The sequence below is a fragment of the Roseateles sp. P5_E1 genome, assembly GCF_054049335.1.
In genome coordinates this window covers 80,086-105,680 of the sequence record NZ_JBFUMN010000007.1, presented here as the reverse complement: position 1 = coordinate 105,680, position 25,595 = coordinate 80,086, and the positions used below count along the sequence as shown (strand labels likewise).

19 protein-coding genes and 1 riboswitch are annotated in these 25,595 nt (G+C 68.5%); of the genes, 5 read left to right on the top strand and 14 right to left on the bottom strand.

Annotated elements, in window-relative coordinates:
* Window positions 1–40: 40 nt before the first annotated feature.
* Both ACXJKJ_RS09700 and ACXJKJ_RS09695 read left to right on the top strand, forming a co-directional pair.
* Complete coding sequence (locus ACXJKJ_RS09700) at window positions 41–751, top strand: response regulator (RefSeq protein WP_457389962.1); 711 nt, start codon at window positions 41–43, stop codon at window positions 749–751.
* Entirely contained in the window at window positions 748–2,058 is a 1,311-nt protein-coding gene (locus ACXJKJ_RS09695; protein ID WP_457389961.1) for an ATP-binding protein, read from the top strand. The genes ACXJKJ_RS09700 and ACXJKJ_RS09695 overlap by 4 nt, the downstream gene beginning before the upstream one ends.
* Window positions 2,059–2,092: 34 nt before the next feature.
* On the opposite strand, the gene ACXJKJ_RS09690 is transcribed toward ACXJKJ_RS09695, so the two are convergent.
* The 13 genes from ACXJKJ_RS09690 to ACXJKJ_RS09630 all read right to left on the bottom strand — a co-directional run bounded on the left by ACXJKJ_RS09690 (window position 2,093) and on the right by ACXJKJ_RS09630 (window position 19,681).
* A complete protein-coding gene (locus ACXJKJ_RS09690) occupies window positions 2,093–3,901 on the bottom strand; it encodes a S53 family peptidase (RefSeq protein ID WP_457389960.1) in 1,809 nt (602 codons plus the stop codon).
* Window positions 3,902–3,950: 49 nt separating this feature from the next.
* Window positions 3,951–4,037: riboswitch (cyclic di-GMP riboswitch) on the bottom strand.
* A 163-nt stretch (window positions 4,038–4,200) separates the two neighbouring features.
* Complete coding sequence (locus ACXJKJ_RS09685; RefSeq protein ID WP_457389959.1) at window positions 4,201–6,288, bottom strand: ATP-binding protein; 2,088 nt, start codon at window positions 6,286–6,288, stop codon at window positions 4,201–4,203.
* Window positions 6,285–6,851, bottom strand: a complete 567-nt coding sequence (locus tag ACXJKJ_RS09680) for a response regulator (protein WP_056194510.1) — start codon at window positions 6,849–6,851, stop codon at window positions 6,285–6,287. The genes ACXJKJ_RS09685 and ACXJKJ_RS09680 overlap by 4 nt, the downstream gene beginning before the upstream one ends.
* Window positions 6,848–8,164 (bottom strand): HD domain-containing phosphohydrolase, encoded by a 1,317-nt coding sequence (locus tag ACXJKJ_RS09675; protein WP_056194507.1) that lies wholly within the window; start codon window positions 8,162–8,164, stop codon window positions 6,848–6,850. The genes ACXJKJ_RS09680 and ACXJKJ_RS09675 overlap by 4 nt, the downstream gene beginning before the upstream one ends.
* Before the next feature lie 155 nt (window positions 8,165–8,319).
* Complete coding sequence (locus tag ACXJKJ_RS09670) at window positions 8,320–10,524, bottom strand: molybdopterin-dependent oxidoreductase (protein WP_457389958.1); 2,205 nt, start codon at window positions 10,522–10,524, stop codon at window positions 8,320–8,322.
* 98 nt (window positions 10,525–10,622) lie between these two features.
* The gene (locus ACXJKJ_RS09665) at window positions 10,623–12,716 is read right to left on the bottom strand and encodes a diguanylate cyclase (RefSeq protein ID WP_457389957.1); all 2,094 of its coding nucleotides are present in this window, start codon (window positions 12,714–12,716) and stop codon (window positions 10,623–10,625) included.
* Window positions 12,717–12,904: 188 nt separating this feature from the next.
* On the bottom strand, window positions 12,905–13,966 hold the full coding sequence (locus ACXJKJ_RS09660) for a cupin-like domain-containing protein (RefSeq protein ID WP_056194500.1): 1,062 nt from the start codon (window positions 13,964–13,966) through the stop codon (window positions 12,905–12,907).
* A 142-nt stretch (window positions 13,967–14,108) separates the two neighbouring features.
* The gene (locus tag ACXJKJ_RS09655; protein ID WP_457389956.1) at window positions 14,109–15,185 is read right to left on the bottom strand and encodes a lipase family alpha/beta hydrolase; all 1,077 of its coding nucleotides are present in this window, start codon (window positions 15,183–15,185) and stop codon (window positions 14,109–14,111) included.
* Window positions 15,186–15,830: 645 nt separating this feature from the next.
* The gene (locus tag ACXJKJ_RS09650) at window positions 15,831–16,613 is read right to left on the bottom strand and encodes a LytR/AlgR family response regulator transcription factor (protein WP_457389955.1); all 783 of its coding nucleotides are present in this window, start codon (window positions 16,611–16,613) and stop codon (window positions 15,831–15,833) included.
* The gene (locus ACXJKJ_RS09645; RefSeq protein WP_457325244.1) at window positions 16,610–17,662 is read right to left on the bottom strand and encodes a sensor histidine kinase; all 1,053 of its coding nucleotides are present in this window, start codon (window positions 17,660–17,662) and stop codon (window positions 16,610–16,612) included. Before ACXJKJ_RS09645 ends, ACXJKJ_RS09650 begins: the two co-directional genes overlap by 4 nt.
* Window positions 17,659–18,756: a sensor histidine kinase gene (locus ACXJKJ_RS09640; RefSeq protein ID WP_056202570.1), complete on the bottom strand. Its 1,098-nt coding sequence runs from the start codon at window positions 18,754–18,756 to the stop codon at window positions 17,659–17,661. The genes ACXJKJ_RS09645 and ACXJKJ_RS09640 overlap by 4 nt, the downstream gene beginning before the upstream one ends.
* A 55-nt stretch (window positions 18,757–18,811) precedes the next feature.
* Window positions 18,812–19,195, bottom strand: a complete 384-nt coding sequence (locus tag ACXJKJ_RS09635) for a PilZ domain-containing protein (RefSeq protein ID WP_056202573.1) — start codon at window positions 19,193–19,195, stop codon at window positions 18,812–18,814.
* A 48-nt stretch (window positions 19,196–19,243) separates the two neighbouring features.
* Window positions 19,244–19,681 (bottom strand): hypothetical protein, encoded by a 438-nt coding sequence (locus ACXJKJ_RS09630; protein WP_056202576.1) that lies wholly within the window; start codon window positions 19,679–19,681, stop codon window positions 19,244–19,246.
* A 101-nt stretch (window positions 19,682–19,782) separates the two neighbouring features.
* Here ACXJKJ_RS09630 and ACXJKJ_RS09625 point away from each other — a divergent pair, with 101 nt between their 5' ends.
* The 3 genes from ACXJKJ_RS09625 to ACXJKJ_RS09615 all read left to right on the top strand — a co-directional run bounded on the left by ACXJKJ_RS09625 (window position 19,783) and on the right by ACXJKJ_RS09615 (window position 25,036).
* Complete coding sequence (locus ACXJKJ_RS09625) at window positions 19,783–20,352, top strand: DUF1134 domain-containing protein (RefSeq protein WP_235532072.1); 570 nt, start codon at window positions 19,783–19,785, stop codon at window positions 20,350–20,352.
* Between the two features lie 67 nt (window positions 20,353–20,419).
* Entirely contained in the window at window positions 20,420–24,439 is a 4,020-nt protein-coding gene (locus ACXJKJ_RS09620; RefSeq protein ID WP_457389954.1) for an LAGLIDADG family homing endonuclease, read from the top strand.
* Window positions 24,440–24,694: 255 nt separating this feature from the next.
* Complete coding sequence (locus tag ACXJKJ_RS09615; RefSeq protein ID WP_056202584.1) at window positions 24,695–25,036, top strand: hypothetical protein; 342 nt, start codon at window positions 24,695–24,697, stop codon at window positions 25,034–25,036.
* 11 nt (window positions 25,037–25,047) lie between these two features.
* Here the strand turns inward: ACXJKJ_RS09615 and ACXJKJ_RS09610 are convergent, their stop codons facing one another.
* The gene (locus tag ACXJKJ_RS09610; protein ID WP_457389952.1) at window positions 25,048–25,419 is read right to left on the bottom strand and encodes a hypothetical protein; all 372 of its coding nucleotides are present in this window, start codon (window positions 25,417–25,419) and stop codon (window positions 25,048–25,050) included.
* Window positions 25,420–25,595 lie beyond the last annotated feature (176 nt).

Below are 25,595 nucleotides of genomic sequence, written 5' to 3'. Positions count from 1 at the left end.
CCGGCAAGGTGGGGGGCGGGCTTCTCCCTAACATCCCCCCATGAGCCGCATCCTGATCGCCGACGACGAGGCCGAGCTGCGCGGCCTGCTGCAGCGCTATCTGACCGAGCAAGGCCAAAGCGTGCGCGCCGTGCCCGATGCCGCCGCCGCCGCGCAACTGCTGGCGCGTGAGCGCTTTGACGTGCTGGTGCTGGATTTGATGATGCCGGGCGAGGACGGCCTGTCGCTGTGCCGGCGCCTGCGCGGCCAGGGCGAGACCATCCCCATCCTGATGCTGACGGCGCGCGGTGACCTCGTCGACCGTGTGCTGGGCCTGGAGATGGGCGCCGACGACTACCTGGCCAAGCCCTTCGCCCCGCGTGAGCTGCTGGCGCGCATCCAGGCCATGGTGCGTCGCCAGCAGCAGCTCGGTGCCCACCTCGGCCCTGTGGGCGAGGAAGCGGTGCGCTTCGGCGACTTCACCCTCTATCCCACGCAACGCCGGCTGGAGCGCGCTGGCGCGGCGGTGGAGATCAGCACCGTCGAGTTCCAGCTGCTGCGCGCGCTGGCCAGCCAGCCCAACCGGCCGCTGGGCCGCGAGAAGCTGCTGGCCCTGGCGCATGGCGACGAGCATGGCGTCAGCGACCGCAGCCTGGATGTGCAGGTCATGCGGCTGCGCCGCCTTGTCGAAGCCGACCCGAGCACACCGCGCCACATCCAGACGGTGTGGGGCCTGGGCTACGTCTTTATTCCTGAGCCGGGCGCGCAATGAAGTTCGGCCTGTCCACGCTGTTCGGCCGCAACCTGTGGCTCATCGTCTGCCTGATCGTGCTGGGCCAGCTGGTCAATGCGCTGGCCTATGCGCAGTTCGTCGCCCGGCCGCGCCTGCAGCAGTCGGCCGAGGCGACCGCGCGCAGCCTGCAGGCGGTCGCCGAAGGCATGCGCCTGTTGCCCGAGGCCGAGCGCGCCGGCTTCGTGGATCGCTTCAATGCGCGCGCCGGCTCGGGCCAGCAGCAGCGCCTGCTCGAGCGGCCGACCTGGGTGGAGCGCGGCTTCCTGGCCGAACTGGCGACGCAACTGGGCCTGGAGCGCGGCGAGCTGCCGTGGCGGCGCGAAGCCAACGGCCTCATCGCGGTGCAACTGCCTGGCGCGCCGGCCTGGCTGGTGCTGCCTGCCGTGCAGCCGGCCCACCATTTCGCGCGCACCTGGCTGATCGCCAGCGGCGTCAGCGCCGTGCTGGCCTTGCTCGGCGCCTGGTTGATCCAGCGCCGCATCAACCGCCCGCTGGCCCGCCTCGTCGACGCGGCCMGGGCGGTCGGCGCCGGCCAGCGCCGCTTGCTGCTGCCCACTGACGGCCCGGCCGAGACCGCGGCGCTGGCGCGCGGCTTCAACGACATGGCCGAGGCCCTGGCGCGCGACGAGGAGGAGCGATTGCTGATGCTGGCCGGCCTGTCGCATGACCTGCGCACGCCGCTGGCAAAGATTCGCCTCGCCAGCGAGTTGCTGCGTGGTTCTTTCGATCGAGCGGGCCAAGGGGACAGGGAACTGCTCGACACGCTGGACCGGAGCCTCCACGGCCTGGACGGGCTGCTGACCCAGTTCCTCGACTACGCGCGCGCCGCCCACCCCGCCGAGCAGGAGCTGCCGGCCGTGGACGTCGAGCTGCGCGAATTCCTGGCCGAGACGCTGGCCCTGGCGCCGGGCCTGCCGCAACCGGTGCTGGCCAATGGGCAGGCAGTGCATCGGCGCGCACGGCCGCAGGCGTTGCGCCGCCTCGTCCTCAACCTCATCGCCAATGCGCAGAACCATGGCGCGCCACCCATCGAGCTGGCCTGCGGTGAAAACGCCGGTGCCGCCTGGATCGAGGTGCGCGACCGCGGCCCGGGCATCGCGCCGGCCCGGGTCGACGATCTCAAGCGCCCCTTTCAGCGCGGCGACACGGCGCGCGGCGGCAAGCCCGGCTCGGGCCTGGGCCTGGCCATCGTCGAGCGCATCGCGCGGGCCGAGGGCGCCGAGCTCAGGTTGATGCCACGCGATGGTGGCGGCCTCATTGCCCGTGTCAGCTGGTCTGGATCGTGACGAAGCAGTATTCGAGCAGTCGCCAGTGCTGAGTTCAGCTCGCGTTGATCGTCACCGTCACGTTGCCCGTGCTCGTCTGGCCGAGGTTGTCCTTCAGCGTGATGACGAGGTTGGTGCGGCCGGCTACCGGGTTGGCCCAGTTCAGGGCGAGGCCGCTGCTGGTGGCCGAGAAGCTCATGCCGCTGGCGGCGCCGCTGATGCTGATGCTCAGCGAGCTCGCGCCCGGCGCCGAGTAGCCGATGGTGGCGGCGAGAGCCTTGCCGGCCGTGCCGCTCAGGCTGGTGGTCGTCAGCGTCGGGCCGCTGCTGGTCGTCGGCGTGGGGGTGGTCGTCGAGGTCGTGACGCTGGCGCCGCTGAGGCTGCTCAGCAGCGCGCTGACGTTGGGCGTGCCCCAGCCGGTGGGCGTGTCATAGCCGGCCTTGGCGGCGCAGCTCGTGCATGTGCCGTTGCTGCCGCTGGCCACGTCCTTGAAGGCGGCGGCGTACTGCGTCGGCACGGCGCCGATCTGCTGGTAGAGGGCGGCATGAGGCTGGCCGAGCAGGGCCTTGCTGGCGGCGGCGCGCATCGCGTTGGCCACGGCCAGCAGGCCGGCCCATTGCGGCGTGGCCAGGCTGGTGCCGCCGGCGCTGACCCAGCGCGTCGTCGTCGCGCCCTGTGCAATCAGCGCCACGTACTGGCCGGAGTTGGGGTCGGCGTTGAAGGCGACGTCGGCGACGGCGCGCTTGGCGTAGCCGCCAATGGTGCCGCTCTGGTAGCTGGGCAGGGCCACATAGGCGCTGGTGCCGCCGCCGGTGCCGGTCCAGGTGGTTTCGCTGCGCGCACCGCTGCTGTAGCTCAGCGTGGTGCCGCCGACGGCCACGACGCGGGTCGACACCGAAGGCCAGGACACGGCCGCGCCGTTGTCACCGGTGGCGGCCAGGTAACTCATGCCGGCGGTGGCGAAGGCGCTGTCATAGCTCGACGTCCAGCTGCCCTCGGCGGCGCCGAAGCTCATGGACACGACGCCGGCGCCCATCTTGTTGGCCAGGGCCACGGCCTTGGACAGGCTGCCGACGCCGGCATCCGGCGCTTCGATGAGGACGAGGCGCGCCAGCGGTGCCGTCGCGTGGGCCCATTGCACGTCCAGCGCAATCTCGGTGGCCCAGCCGCTGTCATAGGCGGGCGCCGTGGCGGTCAGGGCGCCGGCGGTCGTGCTGTAGGCAATGACCAGCTCGCAGCTGGACGCGGAGGCTTTGGCCAGCGGCAGGCTGGCGTTGGCAGCCAGGATGCGCGAGCTGCAGGTCGGCAGCGCGAACTTGGTGTTGAAGGCGGCCAGTTCGGCGGCGATGTTGGGGTCGTGCTTGGCGTTGACGATGTAGATGGTCTGGCCGGCGCCGAGCTGGGCGGCCTGGGCGGCGGTCAGGCCGGCGGTGCTGGCGGGCAGGGCCGGCTGCGCGTAGGCGGCGCGGATCTGTGCCGGCGTATAGGTCGTCACCGCAGTGGACGTCGCCATCGGGGCGGCTTCGCCTGCACCCGCCGCGAAGGCGCGAGGCCGCATGGCGTCGTCCAGGCGGTCGCGTGTCAGGCCTTGGGTGGCGACACCGGCCAGGGCGTTGCTGCGGTGGGGTGCGGCACCGTTGTCGGGTTCTTCGAGATCGACGGCGGCGGTGTGGAAGCTGGGCTGAGCCTCGACACTGGCGGCGGCGCCATCGGCAAGATCAACGGTCAGGTTGATGACCGAGGCCGCCTCGCTGACCTGGACGGTCGGGCTGTCGCTGCTGCCACCGCCACAAGCGGTGAGGGCCGCGGCGGTCAGCAGGCTGAGGGTCCAGGAAGTCCAGGAGACAGGGCGGGTACTGCGCATGGCCGGGTTCTCGTACGAAGGAGGGCCACGCCGATCAAGACCTGCCGGTCTTGGCGGCCCCGCTGCCGTGGCGCTTGCGCGCTGTAGGCCGGTGGCTTTGCGTCCCCGCCTTTCGACGGGTTTGCCCTCTGGGTTGTGAAACAGGTTCAGTCTAGGCGCCGGGGTGCCGAGATACGGGGCCCGACAAAGGCGCTGCGTGACTTCTGACTCGGCGGGCAGCGCGAGCTTTCGATGCCGCTAGTCTGCGTTTCGTGAGTTACTGCGCTGTGGTTGCTTTGTGTCACGCAGGACACAAAAGCTCAGGAGGGCTGCGGCGGGTGCAGCGGGATCCAGACCGTGAAGCGCGTGCCGACGCCGGGTTGGGAATCCACTTCGATGCGGCCGCCGTGCTTTTGCACGATGGAAAAAGACAGGGACAGGCCCAGGCCCGTCCCTTGGCCGACGGGTTTGGTCGTGAAGAAGGGCTCGAAGATGCGCCGCTTGACCTCCTCGCTCATGCCGCTGCCCGTGTCTGCGATCTCGATGCGAACCCAGCCATCCTCGGCGCGCGTGGTCAGCGTGATCGTGCCGCGCTCCTTGATGGCATGGGCCGCATTGACGATCAGATTCATGAAGACCTGATTGAGCTGCGCGGCGATGCAGTGCACCGGAGGCAGCACGGCATAGTCCTTGCGAACCTCGGCCTTGTACTTGACCTCGTTCATGACGACGTTGAGCGTCGAGTCCAGCCCGGCGTTGAGGTCGGCGTCCTGCCAATCGGCATGGTCGACGCGCGAGAAGTCCTTGAGGTCCTGCACGATCTTCTTGACCCGCGACAGCCCCTCCTCGCTCTCGTCGAGCAACTGGGGCAGGTCCTCCTGCACGAAGCTCAGGTCGACGGCGGCATCCACCCTGTCCAGCTCTTCTCGCACATTGCCCGGCAGCGCGTCGGCCGGCGTCTTCCTCAGCAGCGCGAGCAACGCGAAGACGGGTTGGACATAGCCGCGCAGCGAGCCGAGGTTGGAGCTGACAAAGCCGATCGGGTTGTTGATCTCGTGGGCCACGCCAGCGGCGAGCTGCCCGATGGAGGCCATCTTCTCGGCCTGCAGCAGCTGGTTCTGCGCTTCCTCGAGCCGGTTGTTGGTCTGCTTGATGCGCTCGTAGTTGAGCTCCAGCTCACGCTGCACGCGGCGCACCTCCGTGCGGTCCTGCAGCAGCCACCAGGTGCCCGCCGTCGGCTCCTCGGGGTTGGACACGTAGGCAATGATCTGCACCCACAGCGTGTTGCCGGCCAGCGTGCAGACCTCCATCTCGTGCAGCAGCGAGCCGCCCCGCGACAGCACCGGGATGGCGATCTGGCTCAGCGCTTCGAAGTCTTCGTCGCTCTTGAACAGGCGGCGCGTCGGCAGTCCATGGGGCGGGACGTCACCGAGTTCGAACATCTCGATGAACTTCTTGTTGCCGCGCTGGATCAACTGGTTGGACGTCGCGATGATGCCTACCGACGCGTTCTCGAGAAAGGCTTCGAGTTCATGATGGGTGCTCAGCAACTCGGCCGTGCGGTCCGCGATCATGTTCTCGAGTTCGTTGCGATGGCGGCGGAGTTCGTCCTCGGCCTGGCGCCGTCGCGTGATGTCCTGGAGTGTCTCGATGGCGCCGACGACTTCGCCGTGGGCATCGACCAGCGGGGCGGCCGTGAAGTAGAGCCAGCGCCCCTCCCGGCCGAAATTGGGGAAATAGCCCTCGACCTCGTAGGCGTTGGCGATGTGCGGCGACGGTTGGCAGTGCCGGCCGTACAGGCGCTGGCGCTCCTGCTCGACATTGCCGTCCAGGATCAGGTCGACCAGCAGCGGCCTGGCTTCGGGGTAGAAGGCGCGCCAGGTGTCGTCGCGGCCCAGCATCTCGGAGGCGTCGCGGCCGGTGAGCTGAGCGCAGGAGGCGTTCCAGTGCGTGACGCGGTGAGACTTGTCGATCACGAGCGTGGCCACCGGGTTGTTCTCAAGGATCTGGTAGAGCACGCGGCCGATGTCCAACAGGCTGGTCTGCACGTGGCGGATGTCGCTGAGGTCCTGCCCGGTCAGCACCGCACAGGGTTGGCCGTCGAGCATCACGCGATGCGCCTTGACTTCCAGCACGCGCAGCGAGCCGCTGCCCGTCAGCGCCTCGATCTCGATCGCGGGCAGCTCGCCTTCCTCGGCCAGCGCCCGCTGGCCATAGCGCTGCAACTCATCGGCGAACTCGGGCGCTGCCCAGCCGTGCGGCGGCATCTGCTGCAGCGCCTCCAGCCCATAGCCCAGCAGGCGTTCCATCGCCGCGTTGGCGAACAGGATGCGGTCCGATCCATGCACCAGGACCGACGCACTGACGGCCTGCAGCGCGAGGCTGAAGTCGACCGTCAGTGCGGTCACCACTTCACCTCTTCATCCGGGTCCTCCAGGATGAACGAGCCGTCGCTGCCCCATTTCACATGGGTGATGCCCGGTTCGAGCCGCTCCAGGCGGCGCAGCTCCGCCTCTTGGGCGGTGAGCACGCCCATCTGCTGGCGCACCTGGTCAGCCAGGCGCTGGTTCTCCATCGTCAGCTCGCGGATGCGCAACACCTGGCGCACGGCGCTGAGCAGGTCGAAGTCGGCCCAGGGCTTGGAGATGAAACGGGCGATCTCGGCCTCGTTGATGGCCGCCACCAGCGCGTTCAGGTCGGCATAGCCGGACAGGATGATGCGCCCGCAGTCGGGCTGCACCTGACGCAGTTCGCGCAGGAATTCCACGCCGGTCATGCCCGGCATGCGCTGATCGGAGATGGCCAGCGCGAAAGCGCACTCGCGCGCCCGTGCCAGAGCCACGGCGCCGTCGGTGAAGCTTTCGACGTCATAGCGCGCGCCGCCGGTGTCCTTCAGCCCGTTGCGCAGCAGGCGCTGCAGCGCGCTGAGGATGTGAGGCTCGTCGTCGACGAGCAGGATGCGTTCGCTCACGTCGCACCTCCTTCAGGCAGCTTCACGAAGACATGCAGCTTTGCGCCTTCACGGCCGGCGAATTCGCGCAGCTGCCTGACGACCCGGTTGTCGAAGACGAAACCCGCCGCCAGCAGCAGCGTGCCCTGCGGCGACAGCAGGTCGCGGGACAGCACCATGCCCGGCATCACTTCGTGAGGCTGCAGCTCCCGGTCACGCGGCTTCTCGGAGGGCTCGTCCTTGAGCGCCAGCTCGAAGGCCTCGACAACAGCCTTCTCGTAACGCGTGCCGGCACCGCCGAGGATCAGCGAATGCGCCTCGGCCGCCGAATGGCGCTTCAGCGACAGCCGGCCGGACTGTGCGGCGTAGTAGTCGCAAGCCACGCTCACCACCTGCGCGCCGAGCGGCACCTCGTCGCCGCTCAGCGCATCGGGGTAGCCCTTGCCGTCGATGCGTTCGTGGTGCGACCGCACCAGGCGCGCCACGCGTTGCAGCCGCCCGAGCGGCAGCAGCGCCGCCTCGCCATTGAGCGGGTAGCGGCGGTACAAGGCCAGCTCATCGCTGGACATGGCCGAGAGCGGCTTGCGCAGCATCGTGTCCGGAAGGCCGATCTTGCCGACCTCATGCAGCAGGCCGGTGATGTAGATGTCTTCCTCTGCCGCTGCACCCAGGTTGAGCCGCCGCGCCGTGCGGCGAGCCAGGTCGGCCACCTCGCGTGAATAGCCCGCCATGCCACCACCACGCAGCTCGATCAGACCTGAGAACACGTTGATCGACAGCAGGAAGTTCTCCTGCAACTGCGCGAACGAGGTCTCCAGCATGGCGTTGACCTGTTCCAGCTCGCTGGTCCGCGCCTTGACCCGCGCCGCCAGGTCGGTGTTCAAGGCCTGCAGTTCGTCGTTCTGCCTTTGAGTCAGCAGCTGCAGCGCGCGGTTTTCCTTCTCCAGCCGGCGGCGCTCCAGGCCGTCCTGCACGCACATCACCAGCTCGCGGTCGTCCCAGGGCTTGGCGATATAGCGGTGGATCTGCCCGCGGTTGATGGCTGCGACGGTCGAGCCGATATCGGCATAACCCGTCAACAGGATGCGCCCGACGGTCGGCCAGCGCTGGTGGACCTGTTCGAGCAGCGCCGCGCCGTCCATCTCCGGCATGCGCATGTCGGACACGACGAGATCGACCGGCTCGGTCTCGAGCATGGCCAGTCCGGCCTTGGCGCTTTCGGCCAGCAACACCCGGTAACCCTGGGGCCGGAACAGCCGTCGCAGCGCACTGAGGATCGACACCTCGTCATCGACGAACAGCACGACCGGAGGGTCGGCAACTTTTGCATCCATCAAATCGCTCCCGCTGGCGGATGCGTCGCGCCATCGCCGTCCGTGGCGAGCGCGCCAGGGACGACCGCCGCTTTACTGGGAGTTTAGGCAGGTCGGCCCGGCGATGCTTGACAAGTTGTTCGCAAAATGTGGCGGGTCGTCGCGGTCTCGGCAGGTCAGGCGGGTGCAATCTCCACGGCGATGCCGCTCAGCACCGCATTGCCGCTCAAAGGGTCCCGTGCCGCGTCGTCCAGCAGCTCGTTCATGTTGACGCCCGGCCGCTCGCGCGCCACGCCGAGCTGCACGCCGTCCAGGTCATGCCCCCAGCCATGCGGCAGGCTGACCACGCCGGGGCTCATGTCGGCGCTGCGCTCGACGCGCGCGATCAGCTCACCGACCGCGCTTTTGATCCGGGCAAACTCGGCCAGGCCCAGGCGATCCGCGTCACCCGGGTTGACCAGCAGCGTGCAGCGGTCCGGCCCCTTGGCCAGCACGGGCAGGTTGTGCATCCAGCTGTTGCCCGAGCGCGTGTCGCGCCGGCCGATGAGGCTGAACTCGGGCGCGGCCTCGGTCTTCACTTCTGCCAGGTCGGCCAGCACCGAGGGCGGCGCGAGCTCGACCCTGCCGCTGGGCGTGCGCAGGACCTCGGGAATGCGGGCGGTGAGCGCACCGAGGTCGATGCCACCGCCTTCGACGGTGCTCGCCGCTTTGACCTTGGCGAGGTTGATGCCGTCGGGCTTGCGGCCGAACTGGTCGCCATAGGGGCCGACGCGCAGCTGCAGGTCGATCAAGCGCTCGGGGCCGCGCCAGGGTCGCAGCGCGGCGAGGATGGCCGGTGTGTTGTCACCGGCAAAGCGCTTCACGTCGGCCTCGATGGCGTCGTCGTCGAGCTGGGCCACGTCGACATCCAGGCCGCGGCCTTCGAGCAGGGCACACAGGCGCAGGATGGTCTGCCACTCCTGCGGCGTGCCGGCCGGCGCGTCGAACACCGGGCCGGAGAAGCGCGCATGGTTGCGATGGCTGAGCTGTGGGAAGGCGACGTCGAAGTGCAGGTCCTCCAGCGGCGACAGGCCGGGCAGGATGACGTCGGCATGGCGGCTGGTCTCGTTGACGTAGATGTCCAGGCTGAGCATGAAGTCCAGCTTCTCCAGCGCTTTGGCGATGCGCGGGCCGCCGGGGGCCGACAGCACCGGATTGCTCGCGATGCTGATCAGCGCCTTGATCTGGCCCTCGCCGGCGATCTCCATTTCCTCGGCCATCACGGTGATGGGCAGTTCGCCGAACACTTCCGGCGCACCAGATACGCGGCTCTTGCGCCGGCCCGTCGTGATGCCTTTGCCACTGCCCGGCTTGCCTTGGGTATTGGACGCGAAGGCGGCGGCCTTGGCGAACATCGCACCGCCCTCGCGGTCGAGGTTGCCGGTCAGCGCGTTGATGAGGTCGACCAGCCAGGAGTTGACCGTGCCGAAGCGCGTCGTGCAGGTGCCGATGCGGCCATAGACGGCGGCGCGCGGCGCGCTGGCGATCTCGCGGGCGATGCGGCGCTGGACCTCGGCCGGGATGCCGCAGCCGGCGGCCGTCACCTCGGGCGCGAAAGGCTGCACGGCGGCGCGTACTTCGTCCAGACCGTTGATGTGATCGGCCAGCCGACCGAGCTTCAACAGGCCCTCGTCGAACAGCGTGTGGGCGATGCCGGCCAGCAGCAGCGCATCGCCGCCGGGCCGGATGGCCAGATGCTCGTCGGCCGCCGCGGCCGTCTCGCTGCGGCGCGGGTCGACGACGACGATGCGGCCGCCGCGCGCGCGCATGGCCTTGGCCTTGCCGCGGTAGTCGGGCACCGTCCACAGGCTGCCGTTGCTGATCATCGGGTTGCCGCCGAGGATGAGCAGGTAGTCGCAGCGCTCGATGTCGGGCAGAGGAATGGACAGCCAGTGGCCGAACATCAGGCCGGCGCTGAGCTGCTTGGGCATCTGGTCCAGCGTCGAGGCGCTGAAGGCATTGCGCGTGCCCAGGGCGCGCACCAGGCGCGGCGTGTAGGCCAGCAGGCTGACCTTGTGCGCGGCCGGGTTGCCGATGGTCAAGGCCACCGAATCCGGGCCGTGCTCACGCCAGATCGGCAGCAGGCGTTTTTCGATCTCGGCAAAGGCCTCGTCCCAGCTCGCCGGCACGAACTTGCCATCTCGCTTGATCAGCGGCGTGCGCAGGCGGTCGGGGTCTTCGTGCAGGTCCTTCAGGCTGACGCCCTTGGGGCAGAGGTAGCCGTGGCTGAAGACGTCGTTGTCGGCGCCGCGGATGCTGATGACCTTGGCACCTTCGGTTTTCACTTCCAGCCCGCAGCAGGCCTCGCACAGCGGGCAGATGCGGTAATGGCTTTCGGACATGGCACGTCTCCTGATCGATCTTTCGAACGATTGTGCGACGCCGAGCTTGAGGCCCGCGTCAACCGGGCGACATGACCCGAGAGGTCATTGACCTCGCTTCATGAGGCCGGCCAGAAGATCTTGCGCCCGTCACTGCACCGCAGCGTGTAGACGCCGGCGTCGACCCCGGCCCGCAGTTCCCGGATGTCCGGGTGCCCGCATGATCGCGGGGTGTCTATGGCGGTGACGCCGACCCAGACGTCGCGGCCGCTGGCCTTGGCGACGTAGAGGCATTGGTCGGCCAATGCCACAGTGTCGTTCCAGTCTGCCGGCGCGGCGCCCTGGGCATCCGGTTGCAGGGGGTGGCAGGCGTAGCCGATGGAACAGGTCTTGCGCAGCACCTGGCCGTCGTCCAGCACGAAGTTGTGGGCGGCGATGCTGGCGCGCAGCCGCTCGGCCAGCACGTGGATCTCGCCAGCGTTGGCCTGGCGGGCGAAGACGAGGAACTCCTCGCCACCCCAGCGCACGAGGGTGTCGGACTCGCGCAGCTGTCGTTGCAGCACGGCGGCGCATTGCCTGAGCACCGCGTCGCCGGCCGCGTGCCCGTGCACGTCGTTGACGGCCTTGAAGTGGTCGATGTCGATCATCATGAAGACGATGTCGGTGTTGGCCGGCCCGACGCCAGCGCCAGCGTTGGCACGCAGGCGCCGTGCTCGCGCCATGTCCTCCTGCACGTTGCTCACCAGGTGGCGGCGGTTGCGCAGGCCGGTCAGGGGGTCCGAGAACGCCATGTCGCGCATCGCCTGGTAGGCCCGCTTGACGTGATGGCGGCTGACGGCCGCGACGATGGCCGCCACCAGCCCGGCCACGGCGGCCAGCGCCAGCAGCCAGTGGAAGCGTTGCTGATACTGCTGCTCATGCTCCAGCGCTTGGATCTGACGCTGACGCTTGTCGGCCTCATAGGCTGCCTGCGCCTGGGCGATGCGCTTGTGGTCGGCCGCCTTGCGCACATCGTCGCTCAGGCGCTTGAACTGCATCGCCGCCTCGTAGGCCTGCGGGTAGTCGTGGGCGAAGGCCAGCTCCTCGGCCAGCAGGCCCTGGACGTCAGCCGCGTTGGCGGCCATGCCGGGTGTCGCGGTGAAGGCGGCGATGGCCTTGCGTATCCAATCGAGGCCGCCGGGCCGCCCCAGCCGGTTCAGGGCAATGCCCTTGTTGACCCAGCAGATCCAAAGTGACTCCTTGTCGCCGCTGCGTTCCACCAGGGGCATGGCCTCCTCGGCATAGCTCAGCGCGGCGCGGTAGTCCTTCTTCTGCAGGGCGACGTCGGCCAGGTTGGTCGCTGCGACGGCGAGGTTGTAGTTCCTCAATTCGTCCCGCGCGGTGGCCCGGGCCTTGAGCAGCGCTTCGTGCTGTTCGTCGGGGCGCCCGAGCAGGCCGAGAAAATAACCCTTGCGCAGGTAGTAGCTGGACAGGGCGGAGCGATCCCCTGCGGCCTCAGAGACGTCGATGGCCCGTTGCACCGTGCGCAACGCTTCGTCGACGCGACCGGAACGCGAATGCACGAGGGCCATGTAAGTCAGCGCCTGCGCGAACTCGTAGACGGCGTCGGGGCGCTCATCGAGGATGCGCAAGGCCTGCGTCAACAGCTCCGTGGCCTCGGGCAGCCGGCCGACGCCAAACGTGGCGATGCCGGCAAGCCGCCAGATGTCCGCCGCGATCAGTCGCGCGTCGGCATTCGCTGCGTCCCTCGCCAGCGCTGGCAGCTGGGGGGCGATGCTCTGGTAGCGCTTGAGCACGTCGTCGTGGCGGTGCGCATCCACCAGCGCCATCATCTCCAACCGGTCGAAATGCAGCCGTTCCTGCTCGTCGCGAGCTTCCCGCCGGCCGATGCCGGCCTGGGCGACGGCCTCCTCCGTCCGGTCCAGGCGGTCCAGGTCGCGCACCAGGCGCGTACGCAGCCAGCGGCGATCCTCGGGCGCCAACCCGGCTGCTGCGAGCGCCTGTTGGGCCAGTTCGATCGAAGCGGCAGGCCGCCGGCGGTCGTCCGAGGCGATCCTGGCCTTCAGCTCGGCGATGTCCAGGGCGGGCGCCCGGGCGCCGGGAGCGGAGGCCGCACTTGTCGCCGCAGCCGCCTGAGCCTGGCCGGCGACCGGCGTGCCGAAGGCTGCGCATCCGGCCAACAGGGCGGCCGCCAGCCGCGCAGCGGGTCGCATGGCAGTCCTTCCGATGCGAGACCGGTCCGTTCGAATATTTCTTTGCGCCATAGTCGGCGAATGCGCGCCCTCGATGCCGGGGCAGCTCCGCTGGCCAAGTCTATGGTGGTCTCCGCTGCCGCGCACCGCTGCCGTTGCCTTTGGAAAAACGGATGCGTGCAGCTTTCCTCGCTCGGGGTGCTCCTGAGCTACCAGTTGCCGATGCTCGGGTTCACATAGCTGAACTCGTTGGGCACGCCGGTATCGAAGTTGGTGTACGAGAAGGACATGCTCATCTCCAGCGATGACACCTGGTGCCACCAGCCCAGCGGCAGGAAGAGGGTGTCGCCGGGCTCCAGCACCGTCTCCAGCACGACGGCCTCGCGCAGCCGCGGGTAGCGGGCGTAGTCGGGGGCATCCAGGTCGATGGGGCTGTAGACGCCCATGCGGTTGTAGAGCGCCGGCGTCTGCAGCGGCGACACGAAGCGCCAGCGTTTGCGGCCGACCACCTGGGTGTGGAAGAGCATCAGCGTGTCGTGATGCAGTGGCGTGCGCGTGCCCGCCGGGCCGAACCAGAAGGAGGCGGCCGTGTGCAGCAGCGCCGGATCGCAGATGGGCGGCATGCGGCCGATGTCCTGCAGCAGCGGCATGAACTCGGGCCGGCGCAGCATCTCGTCGTTGGCCGTCAGGTAATGGTCGTTGGTGGCGCCGCCGCTGACGACGAGATCGACGAACTGCGACACCTTCATGCGCTGGCGCAGCTTCTCCTTGTTCTGCTCGAACAGGGTGTCGGTGTTGCGGCCCACCTGCACGTCGACCTCCAGATGGCCGAAGCGCTGGCTCAGGTCGGCCGGCGACCAGCGGCGCATGGCCGGCCAGTCCTCGGCGATGTCCGTCAGCACGACGGGCCGGCAGCCGTAGACATAGCGTGCCAGGAACTCCTCGCGGCCCACGCCGCGGCGCTTCTCGACGACGGCGTAGTTGGGGTCCTGCTGCCAGACTTTCTGCAGATTGCCGCAGACCGACTCCAGCTTGCGCAGCATCTGCTGGTGGCGGCGAGCGGCCTGGAAGACCGGGTCCTGGTCGATCTGGCCGATGGCGGCGGCGGCGGTCTCGGTGTCCTGGCCGGCCGTGACCATGGTGTCCAGCATGGAGGCGGGCGCGCAGTCCCAGAGCCGGTTGTCGGCCAGCCATTGCAGCCAGTCGGGCGTCAGGTCGAGCAGGGCTGCCGGCCGGGGCCGGGGCGGAGGCTTGATCGGAGAAAGCGTCATGGCGGCAAGGGTGGAAGCGGGCCAGCGAGCGGCATTGTGGGCCTGCTGCAACTGGTATTGCCGGGCGGAAGTTAGGGGCCCGCCCTGCCTTCACGACGGGGACCACCTCTGGCGGCCGGCTGGTACGCGGCAGCTGTCGCGATCATGGCTTCAACCAGCGCTGCAGTTGATCCAGCACGGCGGCGTCAGTCTGCAGGCCCAGATGGCCCAGACCGGTGAAGAGGGCGGTGTCGGTGAAGGCGAGGCGGCGCGCCGGTGAGCGGTGCTGGCCCAGCGCACTGGCCACAGGCACCAGGCCGTCGCCGAGCCAGCGAGCGGGTGAGCCGCTGGCGGACTTGGACGTGGTGGCTGCCACGGCGTAGCAGGCCACGCCCTCGGGCAGCGGCAAGGCACTGGCCTTGCCGGCATCCGCTTCAAGCAGGCTGGCATGGCGCAGGTCACGGATGCCGGCACTGCGCCGCGCGGCCAGCAGGGACAGTGGGCGCGAGTAGGCGCTGATGTTGAGCAGTTGCTGCACCTGCTGGCCGCCGCGTTCCAGCGGCGCGCCCCGGTGCGGCGTGCCGAGCGTGACGAGGGCTTGCAGCCGCTTGGGCCAGCGCCGCCGCCCGGCCTGGGCAATGGCGCTGCGTGCCACCAGGCCGCCCATGCTGTGGCCGAGCAGCGTCAGCGGGCCGGGCACTTCGTCCAGCAGCTTGGCCAGCTCGGCGCCATTGCGCCAGATGGGTCGGCCGCTGTTGTAGCGCAGGCCCAGCGGCTGGTAGCCGAGTGCCGCGAGCGCGGCGGGGAAGTCGGCTCCGTCGCGGCGCCACTGCGCCTCGTTCATGCACAGGCCGTGCAGCATGATGAGGGCCGGTCCGGTCGCACCGTCCACCAGCGGGCGCAGGCTCATCGCCGTGGCCAGCGGGTTGAGGGTGTCTTCGAGGTAGTCGCCCAGTACGCCGTTCAATGCGGCCTGCGCGGCGTTCGCGTGGTCGGCCTTGGCCTGGCCGAGCAGCGGTGTCAGTGCGCCCAGCGCCAGGTCCAGGCCGCCGCCTACCAATTGGGTCACGCCGCGTACGCTGCGGTAGACCAGGCCGGTGATGCCTGTGGTGCGGTCGCGGGTTTTTGTCAGCGGCAGCCGGGCGATCTCGACGTGCATGGCCTCGACGAGATTGGTGACGCCGGTGGTGGCGTCGACGGCGAGGCGGCTGGCGCCGCGGAGAGTGTGCGCTGATTGCATGGGTGAATCATGCGTTGCTTTTGCGATGGGTGTGGCTGCTCGATGCATTGCCGGGAGTCCCGCCCGGCAGCGGGGTAACTTTCTTCTGCGGGGCCAGAAGAAAGTCACCAAAGAAGAGGCCCTGAACCGCACACGAGCACCACAGGCCATCGCTGCGCAAGCAACACAAAGACGGCGAGTGGGAAGACGCGACCCGCTGCGCTCTCGCTGCTGTCCCTGTGACCAGCACCATCCATCACACCACCTGCCCGCTTAGCGCGCGGCTGCACGCCGGGCTCACCAGAACAGCCAATGCAGCGTCGCTCGGGCGACGCGATCACTGCCAGCACCTCGGAGGCGTCGCCCCAGCGACGCTGTATTCATTGATAAGCCCGGCGTGCAGCCGGCGTTAAGCGGCGTGAAGGGGCGAGCTCTGGTGCTCGTCATAGGGACAGCAGCGAGAGCGCAGCGGGTCGCTTCTTCCCGCAATGTCAGCGCACGTTTTCGCGCGCCGCTCATGGCGGCGTCGCGATGGTGTGCGGTTCAGGGCCTCTTCTTTGGTGACTTTCTTCTGGCCCCGCAGAAGAAAGTTACCCGGCCGCCGGGACGGACCCCCGGCAATGCATCGAGCAGACGCGCTCTCCGCAAAAGCAACCCACCCCACCCTCACATCTGCCGAAACAGATGCGCACAGCTCTCCGCCACCAACAGCATCTCCGCTCCATGCTTCAACTTGATCTGCATCCTTCCCCGAAAGTCCCGGCTGACCGTGGCAATCGAGTTCACATTGACCAGCGTCGAGCGGTGGATCTGCCAGAACTGCTGCGGGTCGAGCTCGTCGATGAGCTCCTTCAGCGGCTTGCGGATCAAGGCCTCGCCGTCCTTCAGCCCCAGCCGCGTGTACTTGTTGTCGCTCTGGAAGAACATGACCTCGTCGACCGTGATGAGGCGCAGCGTCTGGCCCACCGAGGCGTTGATCCAGCGCAGCGGCGCACGGGTGGCGGAGGGAGGCGCCGAAGTTGTGGATGAAGGCCGCGCGCCCAGCTCGTCCAGCACGTTGCCCAGGGGCGCCGGTGCCTGGCCCAGCCGCGCCTTCAACCGCGAGATGGCCGTGAACAGGCGGGCGCCGGCCAGCGGCTTGAGCAGGTAGTCGACGGCGCCCTGGTCGAAGGCGGCGATGGCGTACTGGTCATAGGCCGTCACGAAGACGACATGGGCACGGCCATTGACCTGGCGGGCCACGTCGATGCCGGTGGCGCCGGGCATCTCGATGTCGAGGAAGAGGATGTCGGGCTGGTGACGGTCCAGCAGGCGCAGTGCTTCCAGCCCATCGGCCGCTTCGCCGACGATGCTGAGTTCGGGCCACAGCTTGCCGAGCTGCTCGACGAGTTCGCCACGCAGCGCGGCTTCGTCCTCGGCAACGACGGCGGTGGGGGCAAACAGGCTCATGCAGAAAGTTCTAAGGTGAATTCGGTGCGGCCATTGCCACTCGTGCAGACAAGTTTCGCGCCCAGCACCGCCAGGCGCTCGCGCAGCGACGCGAGGTCGGCGTCATCGCTGCACAGGCCTTCTTGATCGAAGCCCAGCGTGATGCTGCCATTGACGCTGAGCCAGCAGCGGCTTGGGTGGCCCAGCCGCACCGCACGCTGCACCAGGGGCAGCAGCAGCATCGGTGGCAACTGGGTCGCACCGCGCGGGCCGAGTTCGCAGTCGAAGGCGGGCGGGTCGCCGTTGAGATCGCGCAGAAGGTCAAGGTAGCTGGCGATCAACTCGGCCTCGCTGCCCAGCGTGGCGCCGGCATCGCGAAGCCGCGGCAGGGCCACGCGCAGATGGCGGATCAACCGCTCCAGCCGCGCGCTGGCGGTCGGGTCCTCGCGGCCATAGGCCTGCTCGACGGAGACGAGGGCGTCGAACAGCAGGGCCGGGTCGACCTGGGCCTGCAGGGCGGCCAGGCGCGAGGCCAGCGCGTGGCGGCGCAGCTGGCTGTGCTCACGCAGCAGGTCCTGCGCGGCCTGGTCCTGGCGCCGGCGCAGCGTGCGGAACTCCAGCACGCCGACGATCATCAGTGCCGGCATGAAGACCCACAGCGTGTCGCCGATGACGGCGTTGACGCGGAACATCGTGCACTTCATCTTGCCGTGAGTCTGGGCATAGATGTCGCACAGCGACGGCCAGGGCAGGGCGGCGGCCAGCGGGTAGATGACGGCCATGGCCAGCACGGAGCCCAGCAAGGTGGCCGCCACGAGGCGCTGGCGGCGCGCCGGGTGGATGGGGCTGCTGCGCGCGGCCGGCAGCCAGCACAGCAGCAGCACGGCGCAGCTGACCAGGGGCAGGCTGAGCTGGCGGGCCAACACCTGGGGCAGTTGGTCGCCGACGCGCAGTTCCAGCAGCGAGGTCAGGTCGATGGCGCCGAACAGCAGGGCCGCGCTGACGAAGACCAGGGCCTCGTTCAGGCTCAGGGAGCGCCAGGACTGCAGCACATGACGCAATGCATTCATACCAGAGCTTCTGCCGGCAGATGCACGCGGGCCACGACGCCGCGCGGCTGGACGGCCTCCAGAGCCAGCGTGGCCATGTCGCCAAAACGCGCCGCAAGCCGTGCGCGCGTGTTGGCCAGGCCGACGCCGGCGCCGCCGCTGGCCGTGCCGAAGCCCTGGCCGTTGTCGGCCACCTCGACGGTCAGGCCGCCTTCGGCCGCGTGTGCAGCGCGGATCTCGATGCGCCCACCCTCGGGCAGCGGCGACAGGCCGTGCTTGATGGCGTTCTCCACCAGCGTCGGCAGCACCAGCGTCGGCAGGCGGGCCGTCAGCAATTCGGGCGGTGCRCTGATGTCGAAGGACAGGCGCTCGCCCATGCGCATCTGCAGGATGGCAAGGTAATGGCGCACGAGCTCCAGCTCTTCGGCCAGCGTGGACTCATGCCGGCGCATGCCGGGCAGGGCAGCGCGCAGGTAGGCGATCAGGGCCACCAGCATGTTGCGGCCACGCTCGGGCTGGGTCTCGTACAGGCGCTTGACGTTGGCCAACGTGTTGAACAGGAAGTGGGGCTCGATCTGGGCGTTCAGCGCCGACAGCTGGGCCTCGGTCTGCTGCGTCTTGAGCGCCTCGCGCTCGCGGAACAGCCGGGTCAGCTCGTCGCGGCCCTGGCGCTGGGCGCGGCTGACGAGCAGCAGCGCATAGGCGATACCGCCGAGCAGGGCCCACAGCAAGACGGTGGACATCACCCAGGCGGGCTTGACCTTGTTGCCGGGGTCGCCCATCGACGAGACTGCATAGCGCAGCCAGGTGCCGAGGGCAGCGCCGAAACCGACGGCGCCGGCCTGCACCGTCAGCGCGGCAGGCAGCTTCCAGTGCCGGCCGGCCAGCAGCGCTTCGGCCAGGGCCACCATCAGCAGCAGGGAGATGCCGGTCAGCAGGCATTGGCGGCTGAAACGGATCAGGTCGAAGAGGGCGTCGTCCAGGCCACCGTCTCCTTCGCCGAACCAGGTCAGCGCGCGCGAAATGGCGTAGAACAGGCAGAAGTAGTAGACGCCCGCCAGCATGCGCAGATTGCAGACGCGGCGAAAGGCTTGCAGCGGGCTGAGGTCCTCCATTCGGGCGATTCTCCTTGGGCCATCGCCGCCCGGTGTGGGATGCGACGAACTGCCCTCAGGGGCTGCCGGCCGCGGCAATCAGCGCCTTGAGTTCCCGCTCCGATGCCGATGGATCGCCGAGGTTCACTTCGATGAGGCGGCGCAGATGGGTGATGGACTCGATGTCGATGCTGCGGCACAGCACGCCGGCATGGCTGCCCTCGACATGGGCCAGCTCGCCCGCCATCGAGATGACGATGTCTCCCGGGGCGCCGGCGCCGAGGGGGAGCTTGACGAGGCAGGGCATGCCGACCTGCGGCGGGTGACCGGCCGGCAGTTGCAGCAGCACGCCCTTGAGGGAAATATCCAGCACCTGGCAGCGCAGGTGTTCCTGGGTCGTGATCAGCTCGGCGCCCGAGGCGAAGGCGACGCGGGTGAATTGGCGGCGTTCGGTGCTGATGATGGTCTCCCTGATCGGGCGAGCCCGGGCGAATGGGTTCGGCCGATCCTAGATGAAAGGTTCCAGCGCGGCACTGCTGCTGAAGACGGTGCTGTGCTCCACCGCCTGCTGCAGCCGCTCCGGGGCCAGCGAGGCCAGGCCCATGGCTTCCAGCATGAACCAGGCGGCGCGCAGCAGGGCGACGATTTCGTCGCGCGTGCCGTCGATTTCGACCGGGGAGTCATCCCAGCCGCGCTCCTGCTGGGCCTGGCGTGGCGCGACCACGGCGGGCCGGTGCGCCCGCGCGATGCGGGCCAGCAGCTCGCGGGTGTCGACCGTTGCGCTGGGGGCATCAATGAGCCTGACCAGATCACCGAGCTGCTGCTCGGCCGCGGCGGCCAGCAGCCGGGCGGCCTGGTCGGCCCCGCCCGCCAGATAGAGGCCGGCGGCAAGGTCGGCGTATTCGAGGGCGGCGGACAGCCGCTGGAGGTCGGGGTTGGACGACATGATCGTCGAGTCTAGGTTGTGTGAAGGGGCAACGGGCGGCCAAACTTCACGCTGTTTTGTTTATGCTGGCCCCTCCAATGAGGGCCTCAAGGAGAGCTGCCGTGATCGATCGTCGCCAGCATCTGCAACACCTCGCCGCCCTGGCATCTGCTGCGGCTGTGCCTGCTTTTGCCGCGGATGACAAGGACGGCACCTATGACGAGGAGTCCGTCCTCAAGGCTGCCACCGATTTCTTCGGCCAGACGACGGAAGGCCTGGCCAAGGTCATCGAGAAAGCCTTCAAGGAGCAGGGGCGGCCCAATGCCTACATCAAGGGCGAGGAAGCCGCCGCCGCCATCACCGTGGGCCTGCGCTATGGCGATGGCGAGTTGCTGATGAAGGGCGGCGGCGCGTCCAGGGTCTACTGGGCCGGCCCGTCCATCGGTTTCGACCTGGGCGCCAATGCGTCCAAGGTCTTCACGCTGGTCTACAAGCTGCCCAAGGCCAGCGCGATCTACCAGCGCTTTCCCGGTGTGGACGGCAGCCTTTACTACATCGGCGGCGCCGGCATCAATTACCAGCGCCTGAATGGCATCACGCTGGCGCCCATCCGCCTGGGCGTGGGCCTGCGCGCCGGGGCCAGCGTCGGCTACATCCACTACCGCCGCGAGAAGAGCATCAACCCGTTCTGAGCGGCCATTCCGCGTCCGCGCCGGCAGGCGTAGACTGTATTTTTGTACAGCATTTTCCGGGGCCAACGTGAGCACCACCAACGACCTGTCCGTGCAGGACATTTCCAGCGAAGTTCTGATCGAGAAATACGCCAAGGGCGGCGAGCAGACGCCCGACGAACTGCGTGAGCGCGTCGCCCGCGCCCTCGCCCAAGCCGAGAAGCCGGCCGACCGCGCCCACTGGACGGCGGCCTTCCTCGACGCGCAAAAGCGTGGCTTCGTGCCGGCCGGCCGCATCATGTCCGCCGCCGGCACCGAGCTGTCGGCCACGCTGATCAACTGCTTCGTGCAGCCGGTTGGCGACTCCATCGCCACGCCCGAGGACGGCGTGCCCGGCATCTATACCGCGTTGACCGAAGCTGCCGAGACCATGCGCCGCGGTGGCGGCGTCGGCTACGACTTCAGCCGCATCCGCCCGATGGGTGCCTGGGTCGGCTCCACGCGCAGCCACGCCTCCGGCCCTATCAGCTACATGCGCGTGTTTGATCGATCCTGCGAGACGGTGGAGAGCGCCGGCAGCCGCCGCGGCGCGCAGATGGGTGTGCTGCGCTGCGACCACCCCGACATCGAGGCCTTCATCCACGCCAAGGACCAGGGCGACCTGCGCAACTTCAACATCTCCATCGGCGTGACCGACGCCTTCATGGAGGCCGTGCAGGCCGACGGCACGGTGGAGCTGGCGCACAAGGCCCAGCCCAGCGCCGAGCAGATCGAGGCCGGCGCCTACCAGCGCGGCGACGGGCAATGGGTCTACCGCAAGGTGCGCGCCCGCGAGCTGTGGGACCAGGTCATGCGCTCCACCTACGACCACGCCGAGCCGGGCGTGCTCTTCCTGGACCGCATCAACGCTGACAACAACCTGCATTACTGCGAGACGATTGCGGCGACCAACCCGTGCGTGACGGGCGATACGCGGCTGGCGACCCAGCACGGCCTTGTGCCCATCGCCTGGCTGCAAGCCAATGGCGCGGCGTTGGATTGCACGGTGGACCGGCGCGCCCTTGGCGCCGAAGAACGCGGCACCGTGGTTCGCCCCGCCGTACCCGCCTTCCTGAGCGCCGGCCAGGCCGAGGTCTTCAAGGTCACGACGGCCGAAGGCTATGAGATCAAGGCAACGGCCTGGCACGAGTTCTACACAGCACGCGGCAAGCTCAAGCTGTCCGAGTTGAAGCCGGGCGACGAGCTGTGGGTGCAGTCCGGCAAGGGCCAGTTCGGTGCCCAGGGTAGCGAGGCACTTGGCACCTTGCTCGGCTTGATCACCGGCGACGGCCATTTCACCAACCGCGGCAAGGGCGAGCAGGCCGCAGTCGTCAACCTGTGGAACGAAGAGCGCCAGCTTGCCGACGGCATCGCCGGCTTCGTCAACACCTTGATTGCTGGCATCGCTCAGGCACCGCGTGAGTACCACGTCAAGCCGGTCGCCATTGCCGAACGCAATCTGGTGATGATTCGCTCCATCATGCTGGCCCGCGTGCTGGACGGCTATGGCTTCAACGCGAAGACCAAGCTGGCCGTGCCCGAGGTCGTCTGGCAGGGCAGCGAGGACTGCATGCGCGGTTATCTGCGCGCGCTGTTCCAGACCGACGGCACGGTCAATGTGTCTTCGTTCAGCCAGAGCTGCTCGGTGCGGCTGTCGTCCATTCATCGGCGCCTGCTGCAGGACGTGCAGGTGCTGCTCGCCAACTTCGGCGTGTTCTCGCGCATTCACGAGCGGCGCCAAGGCGGCGCGCGCAGCCTGCCGGATGGCCACGGTGGCCGACGCGACTATCTCTGCCAGACGCTGCATGAGCTGATCGTCGATGGCGAGTCGCGCGAAGTCTTCATGCGCGAAGTCGGCTTCCTGCTACCAACCAAGCGAGAGAAGTACGAGGCCTGGGTTGAAGGCAAGGCGCTGCTGAAGACCCAGCGCTTCGCCGCGAAGATCACATCCATCGAGGCTGYCGGCATCGAGCCCGTCTACGACACGACGCAAGCCGACGGCAACACGGTCATCTTCAATGGCCTGGTGACCGGGCAATGCGCCGAACAGCCACTTCCGCCCTACGGCTGCTGCTGCCTCGGCTCCATCGACCTGACGCGCTTTGTGCGCGACCCCTTCAGCGCCAAGCCCGCGTTTGATGAAGCCGGTTTTGCCGAGGTCGTGGCCGTGGCCACGCGCATGTTGGACAACGTGCTCGACGTGACGCCGTGGCCGCTGCCCGCACAGGCGCAGGAGGCGTCCAACAAGCGCCGTGTCGGCCTGGGCTTCACGGGCCTGGGCGATGCCCTCGTCATGCTGAACCTGCGCTACGACACGCAAGAGGCGCGTGACATGGCCAGCCATATCAGCGAGCTCATGCGCGATGCGTCCTATTCGGCTTCGAGTGACATCGCCGCCGAGCGAGGCAGCTTCCCGCTGTTCAATGCCGACTTGTATCTCTCCGGCGGCAGCTTTGCGTCGCGCCTGCCGCAGGGGTTGAAGGACAAGATCCGTTCGCAAGGTCTGCGCAACTCCCACCTCTTGTCCATCGCGCCCACCGGCACCATCAGCCTGGCCTTTGCCGACAACGCGAGCAATGGCATCGAGCCGGCCTTCTCGTGGACCTACACGCGCAAGAAGCGCCTGCCGCAGACCGAGGGCGGTGGCTTCAAGGAATACGCGGTCGAGGACCATGCCTGGCGGCTGTACCGCCACCTGTTCGGCGCCGACGCGCCGCTGAGCGACGCCTTCGTCACCGCACTCGAACTGAGCGCGGCCGACCATGCCTCCATGGTCGCGGCCGTCGCCCCGTACATCGACACGTCGATCAGCAAGACGGTCAATGTGCCGGCCGACTATCCGTACGAGGACTTCCAGAACCTCTACATCCAGGCCTGGCAAACCAAGCTCAAGGGCCTGGCCACGTATCGACCCAACAGCGTGCTGGGTTCGGTGCTGTCGGTCACGCCGGAGGTCAAGCAGCCCGAGCCCCTGCGTGCGGAGGTGGGCGGTGCCAACCAGCGCCTGCGCGTGGAGCGCCTGCCCAATGCGGTGGTGGCCTCGCTGCGCTGGCCCAGTCGCCCCGACATGCCTGGCGGCAACCCGGCCTGGAGCTATCTGATCCAGCACCCGCACGGCGACTTCGCCCTCTTCATCGGCGAACTGCCGCTGGAGGGGCCCGACGCCGGCCTGTTCGGGCGCAACCTGCCCTTCGAGGTCTGGGTCAACGGCGCCGAGCAGCCGCGTGGCCTGTCGGCTCTGGCCAAGACGCTGTCCATGGATCTGCGCACCAACGACGCCGCCTGGCTGCGCCTCAAGCTCGATGCGCTCGCGACAGTCGCCGAGGAGCGCGCCTTCGAGATGCCCATGCCGCCCAGCGGTGAGAAGCGCCTTTTCCCCGGCGTCGTCGCCGCGACGGCGGCCGTCATCCGCTGGCGCTGCGAGCAGCTCGGCGCGTTGGCCGAAGGCGGCGCCACGCCCGTGGTCGACGCCATGTTCAGCCGCAACGAGCCGCGCACCGGCGTGTCCGGCACCCTGGCCTGGGCGGTGGACGTGGACAACCCAGCCACCAACGAGCAGTTCACACTGACGCTGAAGGAAGTGGTGCTGCCCACGCCCGAAGGCGGCAGCGTCATGCGGCCGTGCGCGATGGGCTTCTCGGGCAATTACCCCAAGGCCCTGGACGGCCTGGCGCGACTGCTGTCGCTGGACATGCGCGTGATGGACCCCGGCTGGATCGCGATGAAGCTGCGCAAGCTGCTCAACGTCGGCGAGCCGCTCGGCCACTTCATGGCCCCGGTGCCGTCACTCAATGGCGAACGCCGCCAGCAGGTCTGGCCGTCGACGGTGGCCTACGTGGCCCGCCTCGTCATCCATCGCTACGCCATGCTCGGCATCCTCGACGAAGCCGGCCAGCCACTGAGCGACATGGGCCTGCTGCAGACGCCCGCACCCAAGCTCGCCGCGGCCGCCGGCACCCTGCAGGTCCAGGCCGGGAAGCCCTGCCCGGAGTGTGGCAACGCGACCATGATCCACAAGGACGGCTGCGATTTTTGTACGGCGTGTGGCTATGTGGGGCAGTGCGGGTGAGAGTGCGCGCTGCACCAATTTGTGAAAGTACCCGCGGGCCATGAGGTTGCCGGCGAAGGCAGTCGCTGGCTCGAAGCGCCGGGCGGCCGCAAAGCCGCGTGGCCGCGGAGATGGTCTCGCCGACTTGGCCAGCCCGACGAATCGTCAAGGAATAGCGGCTTCAGGCGCCCGCGCCGGGCGCTTCGGTTTGCCAACAGGGAATCAATGGAGTTACCTCGCCTCAATTTACGAGCCCTTGCAGTCGGGCTCATCAGCATGCTCGCCTTGGACATGGTCTCGGGCTTTGCCGTCCTTGCTCTTTGGCCAGGCAGTGTTTCGACGTCGGCTGATGTCGCTGCGCTTCCCGCCCAACCCGAGTACTTGGCAGTTGTCTTTGTGCTCGGGACGTTGACGACTGCCATGGGTGGCGCAATCTGCGCCCGCCTGGCTCCAACCGTGCCGTACTGGCACGCAGCTGCGTTCGGTGTACTGAGCATTGCCACCGGCTTGCTGCTCTCCGACGCGGCGCAGTCGGCTTGGTTCACGGCGCTGGCGACCCTCGTCACCATCCCCGCGGCCATTTATGGGGCCTGGGCAGGCCTCAAGGCACGCCGGTAAACGGAAGGAGACTATCCCGGCGGCTGGATCAAGTTCACCGCCACCGGCTGCCGCCCATCCAGCACATCCGTCGTGACCTCCCGCAGCACCACGGCGCCATGCTGTTTGCGCCAGCTGTCCCAGAGATGGGTGGCGTCGGCGTCGATGCTCGGTGGCCCGCGGAGCGCATAGGTGCGACCGGTCTTGGTGGTCACCTCTTCGGTGTCGATGTGCACAAAGGCCACGGCCGACGAGACCTTGGCGCAATGCTCGTCCTCGATATAGCCGACGAGGTGCCAGGTGGGCGCGTCGTAGCTGGGCACCTGCACTTCCCAGGCACGCCAGCGGACCAGCACGATGCGCGGCTCCTGGGAGAAGGGCGTGGAGATCCAGAAACCGCTCATGGGCATGTTGGCAGTGGCGGTCGCGTGCGAGTGGGGGCCGCCGGCATCGGTCGGCGTGTTCCCCGACGCTGGTCAGCGGCGCGACGCCATAGCGGCCTCGGTACCGCGTGCGACCGGAGCAACTCGGGGCGGAGGTTGTCGAACCAATTCGGCACGTTCAGTCGGAAGGGGGTTCT

Coding starts and splice junctions, on each gene's coding strand:
- ACXJKJ_RS09700 (WP_457389962.1), top strand. CDS start 41: ATGAGCCGCATCCTGATCGCCGACGACGAGGCCGAGCTGCGCGGCCTG.
- ACXJKJ_RS09690 (WP_457389960.1), bottom strand. CDS start 3,901: ATGCGCAGTACCCGCCCTGTCTCCTGGACTTCCTGGACCCTCAGCCTG.
- ACXJKJ_RS09675 (WP_056194507.1), bottom strand. CDS start 8,164: ATGGATGCAAAAGTTGCCGACCCTCCGGTCGTGCTGTTCGTCGATGAC.
- ACXJKJ_RS09670 (WP_457389958.1), bottom strand. CDS start 10,524: ATGTCCGAAAGCCATTACCGCATCTGCCCGCTGTGCGAGGCCTGCTGC.
- ACXJKJ_RS09665 (WP_457389957.1), bottom strand. CDS start 12,716: ATGCGACCCGCTGCGCGGCTGGCGGCCGCCCTGTTGGCCGGATGCGCA.
- ACXJKJ_RS09660 (WP_056194500.1), bottom strand. CDS start 13,966: ATGACGCTTTCTCCGATCAAGCCTCCGCCCCGGCCCCGGCCGGCAGCC.
- ACXJKJ_RS09655 (WP_457389956.1), bottom strand. CDS start 15,185: ATGCAATCAGCGCACACTCTCCGCGGCGCCAGCCGCCTCGCCGTCGAC.
- ACXJKJ_RS09650 (WP_457389955.1), bottom strand. CDS start 16,613: ATGAGCCTGTTTGCCCCCACCGCCGTCGTTGCCGAGGACGAAGCCGCG.
- ACXJKJ_RS09645 (WP_457325244.1), bottom strand. CDS start 17,662: ATGAATGCATTGCGTCATGTGCTGCAGTCCTGGCGCTCCCTGAGCCTG.
- ACXJKJ_RS09630 (WP_056202576.1), bottom strand. CDS start 19,681: ATGTCGTCCAACCCCGACCTCCAGCGGCTGTCCGCCGCCCTCGAATAC.
- ACXJKJ_RS09615 (WP_056202584.1), top strand. CDS start 24,695: ATGCTCGCCTTGGACATGGTCTCGGGCTTTGCCGTCCTTGCTCTTTGG.
- ACXJKJ_RS09610 (WP_457389952.1), bottom strand. CDS start 25,419: ATGAGCGGTTTCTGGATCTCCACGCCCTTCTCCCAGGAGCCGCGCATC.